Origin of the sequence: Microcoleus sp. AT3-D2 (genome assembly GCF_036705715.1) — a bacterium.
Classification (GTDB): Bacteria; Cyanobacteriota; Cyanobacteriia; order Cyanobacteriales; family Microcoleaceae; genus Microcoleus.
Map to the genome: position 1 here is coordinate 42,015 of NZ_JAUBVE010000003.1, position 22,085 is coordinate 64,099.

Genomic DNA, 22,085 nt, shown 5'->3' on the forward strand with positions numbered 1-22,085 from the left:
TGACTACTGACTATTCCCCACAGGAATCTCGATCGCAAATTCCGTGCCTTGACCCGGTGCGGAATGGCATTTAAGCTGCCCGCCGTGTTTTTCCACCACAATTTGATAGCTAATCGACAGCCCCAAACCAGTACCTTTACCAGGTTCTTTCGTAGTAAAAAACGGATCGAATAACCTTTCGTGAACATCTATCGGAATCCCCGGCCCGTTGTCAGCAATCCGAATCACAATATGAGAAGGATGCCGAATCGAATCATCAGAAACAGTAGAATCTGCTTGCATCAAAGCATCCTGTTCATATTTTACATCCGTACAAATCCGCAGCGTCGGGGAAGGACAATAAGGAATAGGCGCCTGTTCCCCCTCCGCCCACTGTCCAGTCTCCATCGCCTCTTCCAAAGCATCAATTGCATTGCCAATAATATTCATAAAAACCTGATTCAACTGTCCTGCATAACACTGTACGCGGGGCAAATTGCCGAACTCTTTAAGCAGCACAATTTTTGGATGTCCTGCCGTTTCTTTCAACCTGTGTTGCAAAATCAACAAAGTGCTTTCAATCCCTTCGTGAATATCCACCTGCTTTTGTTCGGCTTCATCTAATCGGGAAAAGTTCTTCAGTGACAGCACAATTTGGCGAATTCGCTCTGCTCCCATTTTCATCGAATTTAAGAGGTTCGGCAAATCTTTGAGCAGAAAATTCAAATCGATATCATCTATCTCTTGTTGAATAATCGGTGTTGGGTGCGGGTATTCTTGCTGGTAAAGTTGCAGCATTTTTAGCAAGTCTTTAAAGTAATCGTCAGCGTGCATGACGTTGCCGTAAATAAAGCTAACGGGATTGTTGATTTCGTGAGCAACTCCAGCGACTAATTGCCCCAAACTTACCATTTTTTCATTTTGAACCATCATGCTTTGAGTTTTATGCACGTCCCGCAGGGCTTTTGCCAATTCTTGATTTTTAGTCCTCAATTGACTTTCGGAAAGCTGCACCGCTTCTTCGGCGTGTTTGCGATTGGTAATATCTTTGCGAATTGCTACATATTGATGGGGTTCTCCGCTGGTATTTAAGCAAGGTACAATCGTAGTATCCAACCAGAATAATGTGCCGTCTTTAGCTTGATTTTTCATTTCTCCCCGCCAAACCTTTCCCTGGCGGATGGTTGACCAAAGCTGCTTGAAAAAATCTGCTGGGTGATAGCCAGAATTGACAAGTCTGTGGGTTTTGCCGATCAGTTCTTCTCGGGAATATTTAAATTGTTCGCAAAATTGATCGTTGACATAGGTAATGGCTCCGAATTCGTCGGTATTCGAGACAATTGCCGATTGATCCAAAGCAAATTTTTCAAATTCCAACTCTTTGAGAGTTTGGCGCAATTCTGCTTCTGCTTGTTTGCGATCGCTAATATCAGTAATCATCCGCAAAACCCCGGAAAATTGGCCCTCACCGTCGAACATTGGCGTCGCCGACACGATCGCCCACAAGTGAGATCCGTCTTTGCGAGTAAACTTAAAATCGTGGCGTTCACGAAGGCCTTGCCGCCTGCGCTGGACATAACTTTCAGCTATTTCCCTAGACTCGCAGTCGATAAACTCAAATAGCGATCGCCCCAGCATTTCCTCCACAGTATAACCCAGCATTTCGGCCATCCGAGAGTTAGCAAAAGTCGTGATGCTTTCGCTGTCAAACATCCAAACACCCTCCGAAGCCGTCTCGACAATGCAGCGGTAATAATTCTCCCTCTCCCTGAGTGTTTCCTCTGCTTGCTTGCGATCCGTAATATCAGTTTGCACCGCAATAAAACCTTCGAGTTCCCCATTTTCTTGATAAATGGGGGCGATCGAAAGCGCCACCCAATAACCCTTTCCATCCTTTTTGTAATTGTAAATTTCCTGATTAAACGGCACGCCTGCAGCCAAAGCCGATCGTAGTTGAGCAATAGTTAGCGGGTCTGTTTCAGGGCCTTGCAGTACATCACCCGGTTTTTTTCCCTGCATTTCTGCCAGCACATAACCACTAATCCGAGTAAATCCTTCATTCACCCATTCAATGCAGCCTTGAGCATCAGTAATAATCACACCATTTTGCGTTTTTTGAGCCACAATAGCCAACCGCGACAATTCGGTTTCATTTTTTTTGCTTTCCGTAATATCTTCAGCAATACCCAGAATGTACTTAGGCGCGCCCGAATCGTCAAACAAAGGAACTTTTTTCGTGTGCAAAATCCGCTTTCCCCGGTGCGGAAGTTCGATAGTTTGTTCGGGCAAATCGACGCCTTTTCTCGTTGCCAGCACTTCTAAATCTTGTGCTTGCAAGTAATTGGCATGATCTGACTCCAACAAGTCAGCAGCATTGTTGAAAATCACTTCATCCCTGGAATAGCCAAACAATTCTTCGCTAGCAGTATTCCAATAAATAAATTTTTGCTCAACAGCATCTTTAATAAAGACGCTAATCGGCAGATTTTGCAGTACCGCATTCAGAAAATCTTGAGTGTTTCGCAAGTTTTCCTCAGCTCGCTTTCGTTCCGTAATATCCAAAATTACTCCGTCGAGATAGACAACCCGACACAGAGAATTTGCGATCGGCGAAACCGGCGAAACCGGCGAAACCACAGCTGACAACAAGCCCTCAATTTGCCCTTGTCCCTCTTGTTTTCCTCTAGCCTCTTCCGCCTCGCAGCAAACAGCTTTGCCTTTTTCGTAAACCCAGCTAATTTCGCCATCAGCCCGGACAATCCGGTATTCAAGGATGTACGAAGTTCTGGTTGCTACACTTTTTTTGACAGTAGCATCCACATTTTTGCGGTCTTGAGGATGGATAATGCTGGAAAAAGAACGGACGCAATCGTTGATAAAATCAGAAGAGGGATAGCCTGATATTTCTTGAACAGCCTCGCTCAAAAACGCCATTGTCCGTGTTAATTCCTCGTCGTCCGTATACTCGCAGGTACAGCGGTAGACAGCACCGGGAATATTAGCTACTAAATTTTTATATCGTTCTTCGCTTTTTAACAAAGATGAGCCGTCTTCGTTATTGTGATCGCCGTTTTTAAATGTCGAAGAATTGGAAGAAATTTGCATGGTTTTTTTTCACTTGTGAGTGCGGGGGCAAGTGTTAGCGTAGATGACCCTATAAAAAGTGAATTTAATGTGCGAAATAATTCGTTATAAACTAATATAGTACAAAATTAGTTCTGCGAACATTCAGAAAATTTGAGGGCGGGTAATAGGTAAAGCTAATCAAGGCTATAGCAATTCTAAATGAGTCGTAAAATTTTTACCCCACCCCAACCCTCCCCGAACCCGCGGGGAGGGAGTAAGAAATTCACAAATGATGCCAGGATTGCTATAGAAATTAGAAAACAGTTCGGAAACGCATTATCTAACGAATTTAATGGATTTAACGGATTTAACGGATGGATGTTGAGGTTCGAGGGAAACAGAGAAGATTTTCCCACCCCACTCTCCCACTCCCACTCCCCCACTCTCCCCCTTCCCCACTCCCTCACTCTCGTTAGAATAAGATAAGTTTCCTTGCTACCGTGAGCCCCTCAAACAAAACACCATGACTCAACAACAACCCCGGATTTGCATTCTCGGCGGAGGCTTCGGCGGACTCTACACAGCCCTGCGCTTGAGTCAGTTACCCTTCTCCAAAACCGAAAAACCCGAAATAGTTCTCGTTGACCGTCGCGATCGATTTTTGTTCGTTCCCCTGCTGTACGAACTCCTGACCGGCGAACTCCAAACCTGGGAAATTGCCCCGCCGTTTGCCGAACTCTTGGAAAACACAGGCGTGCGCTTTTGTCAAGGTACTGTCTCCGGCATCGATGTGGAGGAAAAGCGAGTGCAGTTGCACGACGGGCCAGAAATTCCGTGCGATCGCCTGGTTTTAGCTTTAGGTGGCGAAACCCCCCTAGATATGGTTAAGGGTGCGGTTGAATATGCTTACTCGTTTCGCACTCTCGACGACGCCTACCGCTTAGAAGAAAGACTGCGGTTTTTAGAAGGCAGCAACACCGACAAAATTCGGGTGGCGATCGTCGGCGCCGGTTATTCAGGAGTAGAATTAGCTTGTAAATTAGCCGATCGACTCGGAGAAAAAGGTCGCGTGCGGTTAGTTGAGCAAAGCGACATGATTCTGCGGACATCACCGGAGTTTAACCGTGAAGCCGCCACCCAAGCTTTAGAAAAACGGAAAGTGTGGATCGACTTAGAAACAGAAGTAGAGGCGATCGAAGCGGACACAATATCCTTACTTTACAAAGGACAATTAGATGTTCTCCCCGTAGACATAGTGCTGTGGACAGTAGGAACTCAAGTTAGTCAAGCAGTGCGATCGCTACCCCTCAAACAAAACCGCCGCGGTCAATTAACAGTCAATCCGACAATGCAAGTTATCGACCATCCAGACATATTTGCCTTGGGAGACTTAGCTGAATGTCACGATGCAACTGGTCAAAAAGTCCCCGGAACAGCCCAAACAGCATTCCAGCAAGCTGACTACACCGCCTGGAACATTTGGGCCTCCCTCACCGACCGTCCATTACTTCCTTTCCGCTATCAGCCGCTAGGAGAAATGATGACATTAGGAATTGACAACGCCACCATGGCAGGTTTAGGAATTAAACTCGACGGACAACTAGCCCACATTGCTCGCCGCTTAGCTTATCTCTATCGGATGCCAACATTTGATCATCAACTAAAAGTTGGTTTTAATTGGATTAGTAAACCGATTCAGGATTTGCTTAAAAGTTAGTTGATTGTAGACTGTTAACTGTTGACAGTTGACGGTTTATTATTGATTGTAGGACTTATGAGGGCGGTTCCGAAACCGGGTTTTTCACGAAAATACTTCACTACTACGGGCATATTTGGTAAAAACCTGGTTTTTTCTGTCGGAGTGTAGATTCAGAGAATATTAGGCACGAGAAAAAATGCAAAATTCCACATTTCAACAGCAAAAAACAGAACTTCCACCATTGATAGAGCGGGAAATTCTGTTCGGAAACCCCGAAAAAACTAGCCCCAAACTTTCACCCGACGGCAAGTATATTGCCTACATTGCACCAGATGAACACAACGTCTTGCAAGTGCAATTGCGTACCGTCGATCAAGCAGACGATCGCCAACTGACAGCAGATAAAAAACGCGGCATCCGCATCTTTTTCTGGACTTACAGCGGCGAAGAACTCATTTATCAGCAAGATATTGATGGTGATGAAAACTGGCATTTATATTTAGTCAATATCCAGTCAAATCTGGTTCGCGACTTGACACCATTTCAAGGCGTTCGAGCTCATCCGATCGCCCTTGACCGCAACTTCCCTAATGAAATTTTAGTGGAAATGAACATCAGCGATCGCCGCAAACACGATGTTTACCGCATCAACCTCCAAAACGGTGCCGTTGAACTCGACACCGACAACCCAGGTAACATCATGGGTTGGACTTGGATTGCTGACGCCCAATTTCAAGTGCGGGCTGCCACAGCCACCCATGCCGACGGCAGTACAGAATTGCTATTTCGAGAAACTGCGGATAAGTCTTGGGAAAGCTTGCGACGCTGGGGCCCCGACGACGAAGGCGGTGCCGTCATGTTCTCAGAAAACGGCAAAATTCTTTACATCATCGGCAATCACGATGCTAACGCCAAACGTTCGATCGCACTCGACTTGGAAACCAAACAAGAAACTGATATCGCCTCTGATCCAGAATACGATGTCGGCGATATTTTGATACACCCGACCAAGCGAGAGATTCAAGCAGTTTCCTTCTACAAAGACAAGCAAGAGTGGCAAATTTTAGATCAAAGCATAGCAGAGGATTTTGAGGCGATCGGCAAATTCCGCCCCGGCGAATTCTCCATCACTAGCCGCAACCTCGCCGATACCACTTGGCTAGTCGCTTACATGACAGACGACGGCCCAGTTTACTACTATGTGTACGATCGCGCCTCCAAAACCTTCACCTTTCTGTTCAGCAACAAACCCAAACTCGAAGGGCTACCGCTATCATCAATGGAACCCATTTCTTACACCGCAAGAGATGGTTTAACCATTCACGGCTACCTGACAAAACCGATTGGTGTCTCAACACCCGTACCGACAGTCTTGCTAGTTCACGGCGGCCCCTGGGCACGCGATACCTGGGGTTACGATCCACAAGCCCAATGGTTGGCAAACCGAGGTTACGCCGTTTTGCAAATCAATTTTCGCGGTTCCACCGGCTACGGCAAAGCGTTTCTCAATGCCGGCAATCGCGAATGGGCGGCTAAAATGCACGACGACTTGCTAGATGGGGTTAATTGGCTGGTAGAAACAGGAATTTCCCAACCAGATAAAATTGCGATTATGGGCGGTTCTTACGGTGGTTATGCTGCCTTAGCGGGATTGACTTTTAGTCCCGATGTTTTTGCCTGCGCCGTCGATATTGTCGGGCCAAGCAATTTGATTACACTGCTGCAAACTATTCCCCCTTACTGGGAACCGAGAAAAGCAAGTCTGTATCACCGCGTCGGCAATTTGGAAACAGAACCAGAGTTTCTCAAATCGATCTCACCTTTATTTTTTGTCGATCGCATTCAGAAACCTTTACTCATCGCCCAAGGTGCTAACGACCCGCGAGTTAAAGTAGCAGAAAGCGAGCAAGTTGTCAATGCCATGAAACAAGCCGGCAAACCTGTAGAATACGTGCTTTATACAGACGAAGGACACGGATTTGCGCGGCCAGAAAATCGCCTGCACTTTTATGCGATCGCCGAAGAATTCCTAGCCAAATATTTAGGAGGCAGATTTGAACCTGCGGGCAACATTGCCAATCATTCTGGTATGGTGAATCCGCAAACAACAGTTGACAGTTGACAGTTGACAGTTGACAGTTGACAGTTGACAGTTGATAGTTGACAGTTGATAGTTGACAGTTGACTGACTAATAATTAATAACCATTAACCAATGACCAAAGTATTTTTTTTAGATGCCGCTGGCACACTATTTGACGTGCGCGGCAGCGTCGGCGAAGTGTACCAAAAATTAGCCAATAGTTTTGGAGTAACTGTTGACAGTGAACAATTAAATGCAGGATTTTTCCAAAGCTTCGTTGACTCAAATCCGATGGCATTTCCCGGAAGAGAATTAGCCAAAATTCCCCAGCTAGAATTTGAATGGTGGCAAGCAGTTTGCGCGAACGCTTTTCAAAGAGCAGGCGTTTTTAATCAATTTTCAGACTTTCCCAAATTCTTTGTGGAACTATACGCTCATTTTGCCACCGCCGAACCTTGGTTCGTCTATCCCGACGTATTCCCAGCATTAAATAAGTGGCAGCAACAAGGAATTGAATTAGCAGTAGTATCGAATTTCGATTCCCGAATTTATGCAGTATTAAAAGCACTAAACTTAGCGGAATATTTCACATCAGTGACAATTTCTACCGAAGTTGGTGCAGCAAAACCAGACTCTCAAATTTTTACCGCAGCATTGCAAAAGCACAACTGCACTGCCGAGAATGTTTTGCATATTGGCGACAGCTTCAAGGCTGATTATTGTGGTGCTAAAAATGCGGGACTAAACGCAATTTGGTTGAATCGTCAACAGGAAAAAATAGATTCACGAAAGTTGAATTTAACTGATTCTCAAAAAGTAGAAGAGTTTCCTAGTCTGGATTTTATATAAGTCAGGATTTATTCACTCGGACAAAGAAACTTGGTTTTTTACCTAATATGCGGGTTGCAAAGAAGTGTTTTTGTGAAAAGCTCCGGTTTCTGGGCCCCCATGCTAAGTCCTATAAATATGATTTTTATGAGGTCAAGGTTATGATTTTTATGAATTGACTTTGAGAGCTATTTATTGAATAATATGGATAATTTAACCAGAGAGAGCGCAGAGGGCGCAGAGGAAGAGAAGAGAGGGGTGATTTATATATCTAACTTTTAACTGGAAAGAACTTTATGGAACCTCGACTTACTCAAACTCAATTAGCACAGGTGATCGCTGAGATCGACAAGTTATCGCAGCAGCGCGAGTTAGAATTGGCCCCAGATCAGGTAAGAGAAATTTTACGAGAGTTGAATCTTCCTGATGAGCTTTTAGAAGATGCGATCGCCCAAATGCGCCGTCGCGAAGCCCTAGAAAAACAGCAGCGACGCAACCGTTGGATCGCGATCGCCTCGACAGTTGTTGTCATTTCTGCGATCGGTATAGGCGTGCTGTTCGGGCAAAATCAGCAGCAGCAAACTGCTCAAATTGTCGCAGGAGAAGACAGGATTGCACTATCGAAAAAAGGTGGTGACAGCCTCACTCAAGTCAACCGTCAAATCAACCCCCGCATCTACTACCAGGTGACGTTGAAAAATGCTCCGATCGGCAATCAGTTGTCTCTGCAATGCGATTGGATTAATCCTAGCGGTGACATTGTGCATCAGGGCAGGTATCAAACTCGCACGATCGATACTGCGGTTTGGAATACGCACTGCTTTTACGATCTCGGATCTGCTGCAGCCCCAGGCAAATGGGAAGTTCGGATGTCCCTGGATGGGCGCGTGATCAGCAGTGAACCTTTCACGGTGAAATAGATGGGTGCGATCGACAAACCTTCACATTTTATCGGCTATTGGGGACTGGACGATTCCCTACGGGATAGCTTCGCTTCACGCACAAAAACGCTCAGCCGTTTAGTCCCAGATTACTTCATCCGACAGGGCAAATTATCAGAATGGGCGATCGCCTCTGCATCTGTACTCACTGCTGACACAGTGACGTTGAATGCTTGCGGGCGATTTGGGCTAACCGATTTACCGGGAGATGCTTGGGCGGCGGTAGAAGCGAAAAAGCTAAGGCTGGGGCGCGATCCGTTTGGGCGAGTGCCGCTTTACTGGATGCAGTTGGGAGAAACGATTTGGTTTTCGACGCAAATGCAATTGCTGCTACCGCTGATTGCTTCCCCTCAAATTAGCCCGATCGCCCTACACAGTTATGCTTGTTTTTCCTACGTGCCCACGCCGTTAACGCCGATCGAGCAAATTGCATCCGTAGCAGCCGGAAGCGAGATGATTTGGGAAATCGCCGATGTTAACGATCTGCCGAAAGTACGCGCGGCGAAGCTATCCCGTAGGGAATCGCTGCCATCGGCTTGGCAAGAAGCACCCCAACTACTGCGGAGTGAGGATGAGGCGATCGCACAATTGCAAGCGCTGTTGCAACAGGCGATTGATCGACAAGTGGCCGATTTGCCGATCGACGAACCCGTGGGCGTTTTACTCTCCGGTGGCATCGATTCTTCCCTGGTGACGGCGCTGCTAGTGAAAGCAGGCTTGCAAGTGCGCGCCTATGCCCTCGATTTTGGTGTCGAAGCCTATTCCGAACTGCCCTACGCCCAACAGGTGGCGGACTTTTTCCAGATTCCGCTGATCCGAGTGGCGGCGACGGGCGATGCAGTGTTGCGCGCGATCGGGCCAACCGCCAAAGCCCTCGATTTACCCTATGGAGATGGCACAACAGCCCCGCTGTTTTTGCTCAAACAGGCGGCGGCGCAAGACGTGCGGGTGGTGTTCAACGGCGAGAATGGCGATCAGCTATTTGCCGGATGGACAAACAAGCCTTTGATTGCCAACGGAGTTTACAGTGCAGAACATCCTGCCGGAAAAGAAACCTTTGAACAGCAGTATTTGCGGACGTTTCAGCGATTTTATGGTTATGAAAAACAGATTTTTTCGCCAGAAATGCTTGATCGCATCCAGTCTCACGATTTGAGTGTTTACCTGCAAGACGCGATCGATCCCGAAACCTGTCCTTCACTGCTAGCGAGGCTGCGGCGCGCTTCGCTGATGCTCAAAGGTGCCCAAAATATTCAGCCGAGGGCAACCGCATTGGCGTTTGCTTGCGGTTTGTGGGTGCGATCGCCCTTTTGCGACCCCGACCTCACAGCATGGACGTTTCAACTCCCTGGCGAGCTGCTACTGCAAGGTGCGTGCGAAAAATACATCCTCAAAAAAGCCTCCGAACGCTGGCTGCCACCGGAAATTATCTGGCGGGAAAAGCGCGGGATGGGTGTGCCGTTGAAGGTTTGGTATTACCGCGAATTTTGGGCTGCGATCGGCGATCGCCTGAATCCGAATCTGTTGCGATCGCAAAATTGCTGGCAGCCCCATTTGGCCGACTCGATGTTATCGGGACAACTCGGAGTTGCAATGCGCGATCGCTATATTGGCAATAATCTCTGGCTGCTGCTGATGTGGCAGGCATGGCGAACCGAGGTTTTAGGCGAAATTCCGGTTAAGCGATCGCTCGATCATGTGTTTTGGTTGCCACCTGCGATCGGGCAGCGCATTTGGAAATATCGAAGGAGGTTGACTGTTGACTGTTGACTGTTATTCACTCAATTTTACAATCTTCCTTCTTTATTCTTCCTTTTTCCTTTTTCCTTCTTCCTTCTCCCTTCTCCCTTCTTCCTTCTTCCTTCTTCCTTCTTCCTTCTTTTATATGACTGAATCTTTGCTACAAAATGAAACCAAAACACATTCGCCGCCGTTCTCCGAAGCAATGGCGGAGAGACTTTTGTCAACTTATGGTTCGCCCTTATATGTGTATCAGGCCGATATCCTCAATCAGACCCTTGAGCATATTACGCGATCGATCGACTATCCGCACGTTCAGTTTCATTTTGCTAGCGTCACCAACGGCAATATTGCTCTGTTGCAATTGATTCAGCAAGCTGGTTGGGGGCTACACGCGAATACACCGGGGGATGTTTTTTTGGGGCTGAAAGCGGGTTTTACGGGCGATCGCATTGTCTACACGGGCAGTAACCTCAACCGGGCGGATATTCAGCAATTGATTGAATGGAAGATCGAGCGATTTAACTTCGATAGTCTGTCGCAACTCCAGGATTTTTGCGAATATTCCGGCAGTCAACCGCGATCAATCCGTGCCGAAATTGGACTGCGCCTCAACTCACCGGAATTGACAGGAGACAGTCGCATTGGAGTGCGTCCCGCCGAATTCGAGAAAGCAAACGAAATCGCGCAGCAGCAGGGGTTGAGGATTACCGGATTGCATTTTTATCGGGGGACAGGAACGAACGCCACGAGTGCTTTTACGCAGGCGATCGATCGCCTAATTGCGATCGCCCAACAGTTGCCAGATTGGCGAACCCTTGATTTTGGCGGTGGTTTTGGCTATCCCTATCGAGGCGGTGCGGTGTTTGACTGGCGGGAGTTTGGTGCGGCGATTACTGAACGATTGAGTGCGCTATCTCGCCCGATCGAGTTGGTGATTGAACCGGGACGATCGGCGATCGCAGGTTGTGGCGTTTTGCTTGCGAAAGTTGTGTCGGTGAAGTGGTTGGGCGTGAGGCAAATTGTCGGCGTGGATACGACTGTATCAAATCTATCGGTGCCTGCGGTGCACGGGGGCTATCGGGCGATCGCGACTTGGGAAACCGACGATGTATCGCGACACGAAACGGATATTTGCGGCAACACAACTTATTCGCGGGATTATTTGGGGCGCAACTGTTGGCTACCCAAACTCAAAATTGGAGATGCGATCGCGATTTTGGATAGCGGGGCTTACGGCTATGCGATGTCTTCGCATTTTCTGCACCGCCCCCGCCCTGCTGAGGTGTTGATTGATGCTACGGGCGATCGATTAATTCGACAGCGAGAAGACTATTCCATTTTGTTAAACGGGCAAATCTTTTAAACCGAACTATTCATCTCTCTCTTCTCTTCCTCTGTGCCCTCTGCGGCCTCTGCGGTAAAATCATTCCGAAACAACCGCCAACGATATAAATCCATTAAATTAATCAGGAGTAACCGAAATGGGAATGAAATGCGTCCAGTGTAACACCGACAACATTTTGAGAGATCGTACCAGGAACTCAGGTCGTTGCAAACAGTGCAACCATCTGTTTGTGTTTGAACCCACTACCGTCACCGATCAAAGATTCGCATTCACCGATCCGTTTTTTAAGAAGGCGATCGAAGATATTTCCAGCCAAAATATGTTATTCTTCACGCTCAAACAGTTTTTGTATTTTATTGACAAAAGGCTTAAATATCGTGCTTCAATTGGCAAATGGAGTTGGCTTGGTTTATACTTATTTTTCCCCGTTTTGGGAGCGATTTTCGTCTGGATTTTTATTAGTAATATGCTTCAAGATCCGCCGCAATTAGCAGTTTTTATTTTATTCATTTTTTACAATGTTTTGTGGATTGGGCAACTTTTTAAAAATAGCAACTCTTCTCAGCAAGGTATTCACAGCAGAAAAAATAATGCTAAAAATCTACAAATTTTAGGGATAATTATTTTAGTGATAGGTGTTCCCTTCAGTCTGATTATTAATTCTTTTACCGGGTATATCACAGTCTGTTTCCTAGGGCTATTTTCCTTGTGGCTCGGCACCTCACAAAAACGTCGTCAACAGGAAATTCGTGAAGTATTTCTCGTCAATGCAGCGCAGAGCGATGAATGGCTACAACGCTGGCAAAGGGTGAACGGAACGTTAGAAAAACTGCTGTCGGCTCCTCGTCAAAACGCTTTACCCGCCGCCATCGATCCCGAAATCACCGCCTACAGTTTCGATCGCGCAATTATCTGTGACAGTGACGAAATAGCTCAATTCCTCATTGCCAACAACGTCCATTTTGAAAACAACTGCGCGATTCTTAGTATTAGTGGCTATCCCCAAAGCATCTTCAGTACCGTGATTGAAATGCTGCGGCGTAATACCGATTTAAAAGTCTATGCACTGCACAATGCGAGCCCTGCTGGAGTTGGCTTGGTACATCAACTGCGAACCAGTCCAAACTGGTTTGGCAATCAAGCGGTGACGATTTTTGATTTGGGAATTTCTCCCCGTCAAATCTTAGCAACCCGCGATATGTTTGTGCAGCAATCTCAAACAGTCGCACAAACCGCCCGTCAATTACCCGACACAGTGAGGCAAGGTTTAACAGCCGAAGAACTAGCATGGCTGGATGCAGGGAATTTTGTGGAATTGGAATCGTTTACCCCACAGCGGTTGTTGCGCGTGGTGAATTATGGACTTGCTCAGAGTGGCGATCCGCAGACCAATGACGGCTTAATATTAGTGGATAATGCTGTCGGGTATGGTGGTGGCTATGTGTTTGTCTCCGATAGTTTCGGTTAGGGCGTGTTTTCAAGATTTTTTTAGACTTATTAATAATAACCTTAAAAAGTCTTGAAACTTAGTCTGAATAAGATTTTTAGCGCTCTTTAGTTAAAATCATAAAAAGCTTATCTGTGTAATGGCTTCAGCGATTTTAAAAGGAGGAGCAAAAAAGCTGAGATTAACTTGGTGAGTAAAGGTTTCAGATTTTTAAATTTCCCCCCACGGGGGGAAGTTTAGTTTAAATTGTGTGAAATTTGCCTTTAACCCGCTCTCGTCTGGTTTTGTTTGTGTAGGCGCGGTTTCTAACCACCCGGACTTGTAACGTAGTGAACTTTTTTAAGTCGTATACTCCGCATTAATCTTCACGTAGTCGTAACTCAAATCGCATCCCCAAGCTTTAGCAAAACCGCTGCCATTCCCGACACTAATCTGAATTAAAACCGTATCAGCCTTCAAATATTCTCCCTCCGCAGCCGCTTTCATATAATTACTTGCAGCAGCGCGATCGAACTCTTTAGGTTGTCCGTTTTCCATCATCAAAAAATCCCCCAATTGAATCCGCAAATTCTCTTGATCGAAAGGTACACCAGCGCGCCCAGCCGCCGCCGCAATTCTGCCCCAATTCGGATCGCGTCCGAAAATAGCAGCTTTCACCAAAGAAGAACCGACAATTGTTTTGGCAATTTTACTCGCAGAAACTTCATCCAGCGCGCCGCTAACTTGCACTTCTACCAAACAAGTTGCACCTTCGCCGTCACGGGCGATCGCCTTTGCTAAATGCACGCAAACTTCTGTCAGCATCGCCTCTAATTTTTCAGCATCTGCCCCCATTTCCGTAATTGCCGGTGTGCGGGATTGACCATTCGCCAAAGCAATTAGCGAATCGTTGGTGCTGGTATCGCCGTCAACAGTAATTTGATTGAAACTTCTGTTAGCCGCCCGACTCAGCATTTCTTGCCACAAATGCGATGACACTGCTGCATCGCAAGTTACAAATGCCAGCATTGTTGCCATATTTGGGTGAATCATTCCCGAACCTTTGCAAATGCCGCCGATGCGGACGGGTCGATCGCCAAACATGGTTTCCAGGGCGATCGTTTTCGGCACTAAATCAGTCGTACAAATAGCTTTAGCCGCCGCATCGGAACCAGTTTCCGATGCCTCAGCAACTAATCGGGGAATTCCCGCCCTCAGCGGTTCCATTTTTATCCGCTGTCCGATGACGCCAGTGGAGGCCAAAAGAATAGATTCTGGAGGAATATTCAGCGCTTCTCCCAACAAGTTGGCACTTTCGAGGGCATCTGCCAAACCTTGTTCGCCAGTAGCAGCATTAGCTTGTCCCGCATTGCACAAAATTGCTTTCGCGCTGGGTTTAGCTTGCAAACGCTGGCGGCAGTAGTCCACACAAGCGGCCCGGACTGTTGATGTCGTGAAGACTCCGGCGGCGATCGCGTCCACCTCTGACAAAATTAAACTTAAATCCGGCAAGCCTGAAGGCTTCAAACCCGCTGTAATTCCCGATGCTCTATACCCTCTGGGTGCTGTAACTCCGCCGTCAATTTCTTTCCAGTCCGACATCATGACCTCCCTAGTAGCCTTCAATCTGCTGAAAGGGGATTATACCATTTTAGATTTTAGATTTTAGATTTTAGATTTTAGACTTCGGCGTGAGCGATCGGTCAAACGATTTTAGATTTTAGATTTTAGATTTTAGATTCTTTTGAACCCAATTTCCCATTCCTAATTCCCAATTCCCAATTCCCAATTCCCCATAAAACTAATCGCGGCTTCCAATCTAGAGTTAGAACTCAAGAAGAAGTCGCGACGGTTTTGTAATTGACATTATTAATTTTTAGCTGGCAAACAACAAACTCGATTCAACTATCTCGCCGTTGAAAAAAGGAGTTATTTGCGATCGATACTCGCTGGAGAACCAGCATCTAAACCAACTTCAGCAGCCACACGGCTCAGCATGGATTCCTGACGGTTTTTAACGACGTGTTGATGGCGCATCATCAGGTTGCGGGCTTGTTCTTGAGTTGACATAACTGATTTCTCCAAATTATAGGTAATAACTTCGTAGGCAATTGTCGAAATTGAGCTTGCCCTAGCTCATAGTGGCGTTGCTGCGATCGTAACTGGCTTGAAAGCTGGGCTGCGGTTTGCCTTGAATGTGACCCCAGTAGTGCGTATCTTCCATCCCGACTTCGGTGGCGGTGCGGTTGAGCATGGATTGCTGGCGGTTCTTCACCAGTTGGTGGTGGCGCATCATCAGAGAGCGAGCTTGATTTTCGGTAGACATATGCGGTTCCTCCGTATTCTTTAAATTAATGTTGGGCTTGTTTTTTCTTCTCTTCTATCACTATAACAGACAATTCTGTATCTAAAGCTACCAAATCAAAATTGTCACAAAACTTTACAATTGGGCTATGGGGCGAGAATCTCGATCGAGGTTGCAGGGAGTGCGATCGGGCTTTGGCTAGTGGATTCAGGCCCAACATCAAGCAGCAGGTGGCAAAATTTGACCATATTCCTCTTCTAAGATCCACATTTTGGCGGCTACGTAATTGCCAAGGGCAAAAATAACTTTATAGTTGGGTTCAGAGTTATAGATGCAGAATTTTGCCTCTCAAGAAAGTCGAATTTGCCTTAGTTAACAGTAAATTTAATAAGTAGCTAATCACAATTAGATTTACAATGATTAAGCAGCTATGCTCAAGCATAGTCAAGTTTTTTGTAGTCAACTAGATAATAGATTTGGGCTAAGTGAATCGCCCTCGCCATCCTCAAAAAGCGAGCTTTCTTTGTTGATAAAAATAGATTAAGCCCCAGCAGCCTCGCCAAAAAAAAGAGCGATCGTCCTCCCTTAGAAAAACAATCGCCCATTCACCTATAATTTCAATTAACATCAAGTCCCGCCCTTCAGAAACTATCCTGTACCCACAATTCCAGATATCCCCCTAGCCTCTTTTTCAGGAGGATGCCAGGGGGAGCGAAAGGCTCTGACGTTAGTTTTTCAAGTTGTGTATACAGCGTAGCCCTTAAGAAAGGCGTGCCGGGGAATAAGCGGCCCTAATCGTCAAACAGTAGACTGCTACTACATAAAACGTTAAGTTGACACGATCGCTACTCGGCGACTTCAGCTTCCGCTTCCGCTTCAGGTGCATCGGGCACATCTTGCTTGATCGTCAAATAGCGAATCACTTCTTCGCTCAGACGCATCGCACGCTCCAGGGTAAAAATTGCAGCGCCCGGAGCTGTATAGTTCATTTGAACGTATACTCCGTCCCGGTGCTTGCCGATTTCGTAAGCCAAACGGCGCTTGCCGCGGTGCTGAGTTTCGATGTTTTCAGCACCTTGATCGCGCAAAATAGTTTGATATTTAGCGATCGCCTGGTCTGTCATTTCTTCACCCAAATCAGGGCGCAGAATGTACATAGTTTCGTAAATAAACGGTTTCATGGCAATAATCCCCTTATGGACAACAAGGCTTCTCACGAAGCAAGGACTTATCATCATATCCCAACAATGAACAATCTCAAAACTAAAAAATCAAATTCCCCAAACCACACTCCCTCGCGGTTGAGCACCCTGTGGACGTACAGCATCATGAGCGCGATCGCACTTTTAATGCTGTTTCCCCTGCTGTGGCTTCTGAGTACCTCCCTCAAATCCCCCACCGAAAACATCTTTCAATTTCCCCCGCAACTGTGGCCACAACAGCCAACCCTCGAAAACTTCATCAAAGTTTGGCAAACCAACCCCTTCGGCCGCTACCTGTTCAACAGCACCCTAATTGCCGGCCTCACAGTTAGCATCAACGTCCTCTTTTGCGCCCTCGCCGCTTACCCCTTAGCCCGACTCAAATTTCGCGGCCGCGAAGCCATTTTAATCACAATCATTTCCACAATCATGATTCCTTTCCAAATAGTCATGATTCCCCTATATATATTGACAGTACAACTCGGACTAAAAAATAGTTATTTAGGCGTAATCTTTCCCGGACTAGCCTCAGCCTTCGGCATATTTTTATTACGACAAGCATTTCTAGCAGTCCCCAAAGAACTAGAAGAAGCCGCCCGCATCGACGGCTGCAGCGAATTAGGCATTTGGTGGCACGTCATGATTCCGGCAATTAAGCCAGCTTTAGTCACCCTAGGAATTTTCGTATTTATCGGTTCTTGGAGCGACTTTCTGTGGCCACTGCTAGTTTTAGACAGACCGGAATATTACACTTTACCTTTAGGGGTAGCCAATTTAGCCGGGACATTTTCTTTAGATTGGCGTTTAGTTGCGGCGGGTTCGATTATTTCTATTGTTCCAGTTTTAGGACTCTTTTTGGTCTTGCAAAAATACATTGTGCCAACAGAAACTGCTGCTGGAGTCAAGGGATAGAATCAAGATAAACAATCGGCATTTATCCGCGTTCATCTGCGGTTAAAAATTAAAATCTTTTGAACTCACAACTCACAAAATTTATTTGTGATGTAGGAACGGCCAGAAATCCGCTGGATTGTTGACCGCGCTACGGTTGTAGATACTATCATCGCTTTTGCAAATGCGATCGATGCCGAAGACTGGCAAAAATTGCGATCGCACCTAGCTGGCGAAAGAGATATCGACTCTTCGGAATTTTGAGGAATCAAACAACCTGTGTTAATTGTCAGCGACAATCCTGAATTGCATGGCACGTTGCGGGGCAAATCGCAATTAAATCTCATTCACAACTGAAATGCGAACAGATTTTTCATAACTAAAAATTTCCGCCTACCTGGGAGTGAAAACTGCACTAGGGTAAGCAATCCGCTTGTGATTGAACTGTTCCCAAACTCGCACAAAAATCTCCGCAATTAGAGACATATCCTCCCGCGTTAAATCCGAATCAATCAACTGATTATCCTGCCAGCGAGCCCTCAAAATCTTATTAACCATACTCAAAGCCTCTTCATGAGTAGCATCCTTGAGCGATCGCAAAGCAGCCTCGCAAGAATCCGCCAGCATCAAAATCCCGGTTTCCCGCGATTGCGGAATCGGCCCATCGTAGCGAAAATCTTCCTCCCTCACTTGGCGACTTGCGATTGTTAACTTTGAATTATCCGCCTCTGACAAAACCAGCTTTAAATCTTCTATTTCTTTTGCAGCAATTTGCTGCGCTTGGTGGTAGAAGTAAGCAATTAACATTGTACCTTGGTGTTCGGGAATAAACGCCTGAATTGCCTTCGGCAATCGATGCTTTCGCGCCATCACCAAACCCTCGGTAACGTGCTTTTTAATAATCTCCGCGCTCGCCCAAGGGTCATTAATTTCATCGTGTTTGTTAGCCCCGCCCATTTGATTTTCACAAAATCCGAGCGGGTCGTGCATTTTTCCAATATCGTGGTATAATGTCCCAGTTCTGACCAGCTCAACATTGCAGCCGAGTTCCCGGGCCGCAGCCTCCGCCAAACTCGCCACAAACAGCGTGTGCTGAAAAGTCCCCGGAGCCTCGGCAGCCAGCCTCTTCAACAGCGGGCGGTTGGGATTGGCAAGTTCCGCCAGCCGGATAGGCGTAATCAAGTCAAAAACGTGTTCCAAATAAGGGCTGATGCCGAGCGCCACAACGCTCCAAGCCAAACCGGCCAAACTTTGCGCGCCCACGGTACCGAGCACGACGTACCAAATCGCACCGACAGCCGCGCTGGCAATCAAAGTCCCCACCAGATAAACCGTGCCCTGAGTCAAGCCGACAGCCACGCCCAAAAGAGCCAATTCCTCGCGCGATCGCAGCCTCCCGGCCATAAAACCGCCCAGCAATCCGCCCGCCCCGCTAGCCACCAAATGAATCAAGTCCACATTTAAGCCAACGGGTAGCAGCGCCGACAGCAGCCCCACCACACTCACTCCCACTGCCGAACCGTAGAAGCCGCCCGCTAAAATCCCGATCGCCGGCAAACTGGTCCAAGGCAGCCCCAAACTCACTAGCACCGGCGCGCTCAAAGTCAGCAGCAGCAATAGCAAATGATCTCTGCGGCGCAAGCGGTAGTGCCTTTCCACCAGCAGTACGATCGCAATTGCCCCCGCGACCAAACAAACAAAACCCGTCAGCCCCAGCCAATTCACCCCCCGCCGGCTTAAACCAAAATAGTCCAGCAACACGAAATCTTGCTGCGAGATCTCTTGTCCTTGTGCAACAATTATCTCGCTCTGATCTACTGCGATCATCACCGGTTTCACCTTTTGCGCCGCTAATTCAGCTAGCTGTTTGGTTTCCTCGCGATCTCTCACCAGATTTGGCTGCAAAATCGCTGTTAAACCCTCCACGGCCAAACCTTGGGACTCTAACGGCACTTCATCAGCCACTTGCAGGTTCACGGCTTCTTTCAAAATCTCTTTGGGCAACCCCTGCGGGATACCTTGAGCCACCATCCTTTTTGCCGCCCGACTCATACCGGTTTGGGTTTTCTGCCAAGCTGCATCCGACCAATCAAACAGCGAAGTATCGTAAATCTGGGGCAGCCCCAAAACCGACGGTTTTCCCAGCGCCTCCACAGCATTGAGATAGCGCTGGCGAGCAGAGGAAATACTGTCTGTCAGGCTTTGAAAGTCTGCTGCCCGGACCGATCGGCTGTAAGCTTGCAGTTGAGCGATAGCATCTTGCTGAGACTTGTTATCTGTTGCCGCAGCAATTGCGGGGGAATCCAAACTCAATCGCTCGGAAGTTGCACTTTTGTCCCCCGCTTGCGCCAAAATCCAGCGCCACTCCCACTCAGGACAGCTCCGCAAGTAAACCTGAACAGCAAGTGAGAGCGCCGAGGACTTCGCAAACGGAAACGGGCCTACCGCATCCCGTAGATCGCTCCCATGCTGCAAAAATTGTTGCAATTCTTGATAAATTTGTCGATTGACCGCAGGATCTAGCATTAATATCGCTACAGCCCCGATCCGCGCTGCTTTCCGCTGTTCTTCAGTAGTTTTGTAATCCGGGACGCTAGCAGTAGCAGGAGCCTTAATCGTCTGAGGAGCTTTCGTCCCCACATCCAGTTTCGGCTGGTTGTAGAAGCGGTGGCCCAGAGTGCTGCTTAGGGAAACTACCGCTACCAGCGCCAACATAGGGGAACGAGCTTGATTTTTGAGGCTTGATTTGGAGGTTTTACTTGTAAATTTAGTAGTAAAAGTCTCGGGAAGAAGCCATTTCTGGCGCGACAAACGGCTCAGGAGAGGCCCGCCAGCGCGTGAGGTATCTGCTTTGCTGCTGCCATTTTGCACTTTAGCAATGTGTTGGCGCCGTGAGCGCGCAGCCCCTAGCTGCTCAATCTGCCGCATCAATGAGGAGAGCGTATTCATTTGTGTCGAAGATATATCACTGTTATCCAGCAGCTTTGTCAGAATTTCTGACTAGGCATCTTGATTGATTTTATCTGAACTACCCTGGCTGAATATTCAACCCCCCAGACTGCTTTGCCTGACTATGACCAGAAGTTGGCTTTCCTGACGGTGGCCAACCACGCAAGCAGCTTCTTTCATTCCCTTGTCCATCTTGAACAGAACTGGCGCGCGAGGGTTAAAAACCCCGTTTCTCCGTAGATTCTTCGTTTCCCAACCCCATCTTCTCGTTGAAAGCCGGTTTTTTGTGGCAGGCGCGTCCGATTTAATTTTTCACTTTTTAATCTTTAATTGTCGCTCTCCTTCCACTTTGGCTTTTGACTTGTTAATTGCTAATTTCTGGTTTCCCCTTACCGTTAAAAGCTCCCACCTTTATATTTTACGAGGTCTAATGACATAAGGTGCAGCCACCGATCGGGCTAGCGCTGCGGAATCCAGTCCGGCATCGGGTCTGTAAACTCCTGCCCAAACAGCAAACAGGTTATTTGCTAACTCTACAATTTTTGCATCGCTGCCCGTTCCCCAGAGCGAGGGTTCTCGGCCCTCGGCTAGCTGCTGCGAATTAACCTCAGCCGAAGATACCTGTCGCCATTCTACAGGAATCCCACCAACGCCGTTATAGGCTCCAGACAAAGCTCCCGTCAAAGCGCAGGTTATTTGTCCGGCTATGCCACAGCGGGCGGCCCGCACCACTGACAAGCGCAAGTCTTCTGGGGTGTTCAAAAAGCAGTAGAAAGCTAAGGCAATAGGAATGAAATTTCCTGGGTTGACAATTGACTCCCTTTGTAATTTTTTCTCACCTTTGCTCTGTCTTTCTCGCAAAGCTGTGGCGCTTTTGCACAGATGAGTGGCGGCTGTTTCTAAATCGGCTCCCTTTTCTAGTAGTATTTGCACTTGCAGCAGCTGCTCTGTTAAGGCATTATCGGTTTTTAGGTAGGCAAGTGTTTGCTCGATCGCTGTCGCTGGGTCAAGTTTTTCTTTAAGAGATCGGGCGATCGTATATGCTACTGCTAAAATTGCTGTTTCCCATTCTGGCTGGTTTTCGTTGTGCCAAACCTCTATCGCCAGCATGATTTTTTCTCGCAGCTTGGCTTTATTTTCGTGAAAAAACATCGCCGATGGCAGCGCAGCAACGGCAGCTTCACCAGGGTTAAGCAGGGTTTGAAACTCACTGTTGCGGGGATGGTAGATTTCCGACTTGGCAAATGCTTGCCAAGTATCGCGCCAATCTTTTAAATCTAAACCCCTACACCGAATTAAACTTTGAGCACACGCTACCGCAAGTCTCCCGCATTCGGATGAGTCTTTGCCACTTGGGATTTTACTGTTGACAGAATTCAACGCCAATGTTGCCCCTCTTAGGGTCAATTGTTGGTGTTTCGTCAGTTGTAAAATCGGCTGCAACTCTTCTGTTTCGGGGGGAATACCCACGAGTTGCCTCTGGTATTGCAGGCCTATAGAGTCTCCTAAAACTGCCCCCAAGATGGTTCCTTGAAACTTGCTCAACAGGGAATGCCGCATTTGAATTTAACTCAAGTTGTTAGTAATTGGTAATTTAGAATTTTTCCTGGTTTGCTTCTTTGCCTAACTC

At 47.2% G+C, this 22,085-nt stretch carries 16 protein-coding genes; 8 read left to right on the forward strand and 8 right to left on the reverse strand.

Annotated elements, in window-relative coordinates:
• Positions 1 to 3 precede the first annotated feature (3 nt).
• Entirely contained in the window at positions 4 to 3,084 is a 3,081-nt protein-coding gene (locus QUB44_RS02385; protein WP_333362642.1) for a PAS domain S-box protein, read from the reverse strand.
• Between the two features lie 484 nt (positions 3,085 to 3,568).
• On the opposite strand from QUB44_RS02385, the gene QUB44_RS02390 reads away from it, so the two are divergent.
• From QUB44_RS02390 to QUB44_RS02420, 7 genes are all read left to right on the forward strand, one after another.
• Positions 3,569 to 4,762 (forward strand): NAD(P)/FAD-dependent oxidoreductase, encoded by a 1,194-nt coding sequence (locus QUB44_RS02390; protein WP_333362645.1) that lies wholly within the window; start codon positions 3,569 to 3,571, stop codon positions 4,760 to 4,762.
• Between the two features lie 178 nt (positions 4,763 to 4,940).
• Positions 4,941 to 6,866, forward strand: coding sequence for a S9 family peptidase (locus tag QUB44_RS02395; RefSeq protein ID WP_333362648.1), 1,926 nt, complete (start codon positions 4,941 to 4,943; stop codon positions 6,864 to 6,866).
• Between the two features lie 91 nt (positions 6,867 to 6,957).
• Entirely contained in the window at positions 6,958 to 7,674 is a 717-nt protein-coding gene (locus tag QUB44_RS02400) for an HAD-IA family hydrolase (RefSeq protein ID WP_333362650.1), read from the forward strand.
• Between the two features lie 275 nt (positions 7,675 to 7,949).
• Complete coding sequence (locus QUB44_RS02405; RefSeq protein WP_333362652.1) at positions 7,950 to 8,573, forward strand: DUF3859 domain-containing protein; 624 nt, start codon at positions 7,950 to 7,952, stop codon at positions 8,571 to 8,573.
• Complete coding sequence (locus QUB44_RS02410; RefSeq protein ID WP_333362655.1) at positions 8,574 to 10,364, forward strand: asparagine synthetase B family protein; 1,791 nt, start codon at positions 8,574 to 8,576, stop codon at positions 10,362 to 10,364.
• 115 nt (positions 10,365 to 10,479) lie between these two features.
• Positions 10,480 to 11,700, forward strand: a complete 1,221-nt coding sequence (locus tag QUB44_RS02415) for a decarboxylase (protein WP_333362657.1) — start codon at positions 10,480 to 10,482, stop codon at positions 11,698 to 11,700.
• A 211-nt stretch (positions 11,701 to 11,911) separates the two neighbouring features.
• On the forward strand, positions 11,912 to 13,150 hold the full coding sequence (locus QUB44_RS02420) for a hypothetical protein (RefSeq protein WP_333362659.1): 1,239 nt from the start codon (positions 11,912 to 11,914) through the stop codon (positions 13,148 to 13,150).
• 318 nt (positions 13,151 to 13,468) lie between these two features.
• On the opposite strand, the gene argJ is transcribed toward QUB44_RS02420, so the two are convergent.
• From argJ to rpsF, 4 genes are all read right to left on the reverse strand, one after another.
• Positions 13,469 to 14,710 (reverse strand): bifunctional ornithine acetyltransferase/N-acetylglutamate synthase, encoded by a 1,242-nt coding sequence (gene argJ, locus QUB44_RS02425; RefSeq protein WP_333362834.1) that lies wholly within the window; start codon positions 14,708 to 14,710, stop codon positions 13,469 to 13,471.
• Between the two features lie 327 nt (positions 14,711 to 15,037).
• Positions 15,038 to 15,178, reverse strand: a complete 141-nt coding sequence (locus tag QUB44_RS02430; RefSeq protein ID WP_015176121.1) for a hypothetical protein — start codon at positions 15,176 to 15,178, stop codon at positions 15,038 to 15,040.
• 61 nt (positions 15,179 to 15,239) lie between these two features.
• On the reverse strand, positions 15,240 to 15,434 hold the full coding sequence (locus QUB44_RS02435) for a hypothetical protein (RefSeq protein WP_006631905.1): 195 nt from the start codon (positions 15,432 to 15,434) through the stop codon (positions 15,240 to 15,242).
• Between the two features lie 824 nt (positions 15,435 to 16,258).
• Positions 16,259 to 16,594: a 30S ribosomal protein S6 gene (gene rpsF, locus QUB44_RS02440; RefSeq protein ID WP_015176119.1), complete on the reverse strand. Its 336-nt coding sequence runs from the start codon at positions 16,592 to 16,594 to the stop codon at positions 16,259 to 16,261.
• A gap of 15 nt (positions 16,595 to 16,609) precedes the next feature.
• Here rpsF and QUB44_RS02445 point away from each other — a divergent pair, with 15 nt between their 5' ends.
• Complete coding sequence (locus QUB44_RS02445) at positions 16,610 to 17,527, forward strand: carbohydrate ABC transporter permease (RefSeq protein ID WP_333362662.1); 918 nt, start codon at positions 16,610 to 16,612, stop codon at positions 17,525 to 17,527.
• 65 nt (positions 17,528 to 17,592) lie between these two features.
• Here the strand turns inward: QUB44_RS02445 and QUB44_RS02450 are convergent, their stop codons facing one another.
• The 3 genes from QUB44_RS02450 to QUB44_RS02460 all read right to left on the reverse strand — a co-directional run bounded on the left by QUB44_RS02450 (position 17,593) and on the right by QUB44_RS02460 (position 22,015).
• The gene (locus tag QUB44_RS02450; protein WP_333362665.1) at positions 17,593 to 17,853 is read right to left on the reverse strand and encodes a hypothetical protein; all 261 of its coding nucleotides are present in this window, start codon (positions 17,851 to 17,853) and stop codon (positions 17,593 to 17,595) included.
• A gap of 46 nt (positions 17,854 to 17,899) precedes the next feature.
• On the reverse strand, positions 17,900 to 20,455 hold the full coding sequence (locus QUB44_RS02455) for an HDIG domain-containing metalloprotein (protein ID WP_333362668.1): 2,556 nt from the start codon (positions 20,453 to 20,455) through the stop codon (positions 17,900 to 17,902).
• 411 nt (positions 20,456 to 20,866) lie between these two features.
• Positions 20,867 to 22,015, reverse strand: a complete 1,149-nt coding sequence (locus tag QUB44_RS02460; protein WP_333362671.1) for an ADP-ribosylglycohydrolase family protein — start codon at positions 22,013 to 22,015, stop codon at positions 20,867 to 20,869.
• Between the last annotated feature and the right edge of the window lie 70 nt (positions 22,016 to 22,085).

Coding starts and splice junctions, on each gene's coding strand:
- QUB44_RS02430 (WP_015176121.1), bottom strand. CDS start 15,178: ATGTCAACTCAAGAACAAGCCCGCAACCTGATGATGCGCCATCAACAC.
- QUB44_RS02410 (WP_333362655.1), top strand. CDS start 8,574: ATGGGTGCGATCGACAAACCTTCACATTTTATCGGCTATTGGGGACTG.
- QUB44_RS02455 (WP_333362668.1), bottom strand. CDS start 20,455: ATGAATACGCTCTCCTCATTGATGCGGCAGATTGAGCAGCTAGGGGCT.
- QUB44_RS02405 (WP_333362652.1), top strand. CDS start 7,950: ATGGAACCTCGACTTACTCAAACTCAATTAGCACAGGTGATCGCTGAG.
- QUB44_RS02385 (WP_333362642.1), bottom strand. CDS start 3,084: ATGCAAATTTCTTCCAATTCTTCGACATTTAAAAACGGCGATCACAAT.
- argJ (WP_333362834.1), bottom strand. CDS start 14,710: ATGTCGGACTGGAAAGAAATTGACGGCGGAGTTACAGCACCCAGAGGG.
- QUB44_RS02450 (WP_333362665.1), bottom strand. CDS start 17,853: ATGAGATTTAATTGCGATTTGCCCCGCAACGTGCCATGCAATTCAGGA.
- QUB44_RS02390 (WP_333362645.1), top strand. CDS start 3,569: ATGACTCAACAACAACCCCGGATTTGCATTCTCGGCGGAGGCTTCGGC.
- QUB44_RS02435 (WP_006631905.1), bottom strand. CDS start 15,434: ATGTCTACCGAAAATCAAGCTCGCTCTCTGATGATGCGCCACCACCAA.
- QUB44_RS02445 (WP_333362662.1), top strand. CDS start 16,610: ATGGACAACAAGGCTTCTCACGAAGCAAGGACTTATCATCATATCCCA.
- QUB44_RS02460 (WP_333362671.1), bottom strand. CDS start 22,015: ATGCGGCATTCCCTGTTGAGCAAGTTTCAAGGAACCATCTTGGGGGCA.
- QUB44_RS02395 (WP_333362648.1), top strand. CDS start 4,941: ATGCAAAATTCCACATTTCAACAGCAAAAAACAGAACTTCCACCATTG.
- QUB44_RS02415 (WP_333362657.1), top strand. CDS start 10,480: ATGACTGAATCTTTGCTACAAAATGAAACCAAAACACATTCGCCGCCG.
- rpsF (WP_015176119.1), bottom strand. CDS start 16,594: ATGAAACCGTTTATTTACGAAACTATGTACATTCTGCGCCCTGATTTG.
- QUB44_RS02400 (WP_333362650.1), top strand. CDS start 6,958: ATGACCAAAGTATTTTTTTTAGATGCCGCTGGCACACTATTTGACGTG.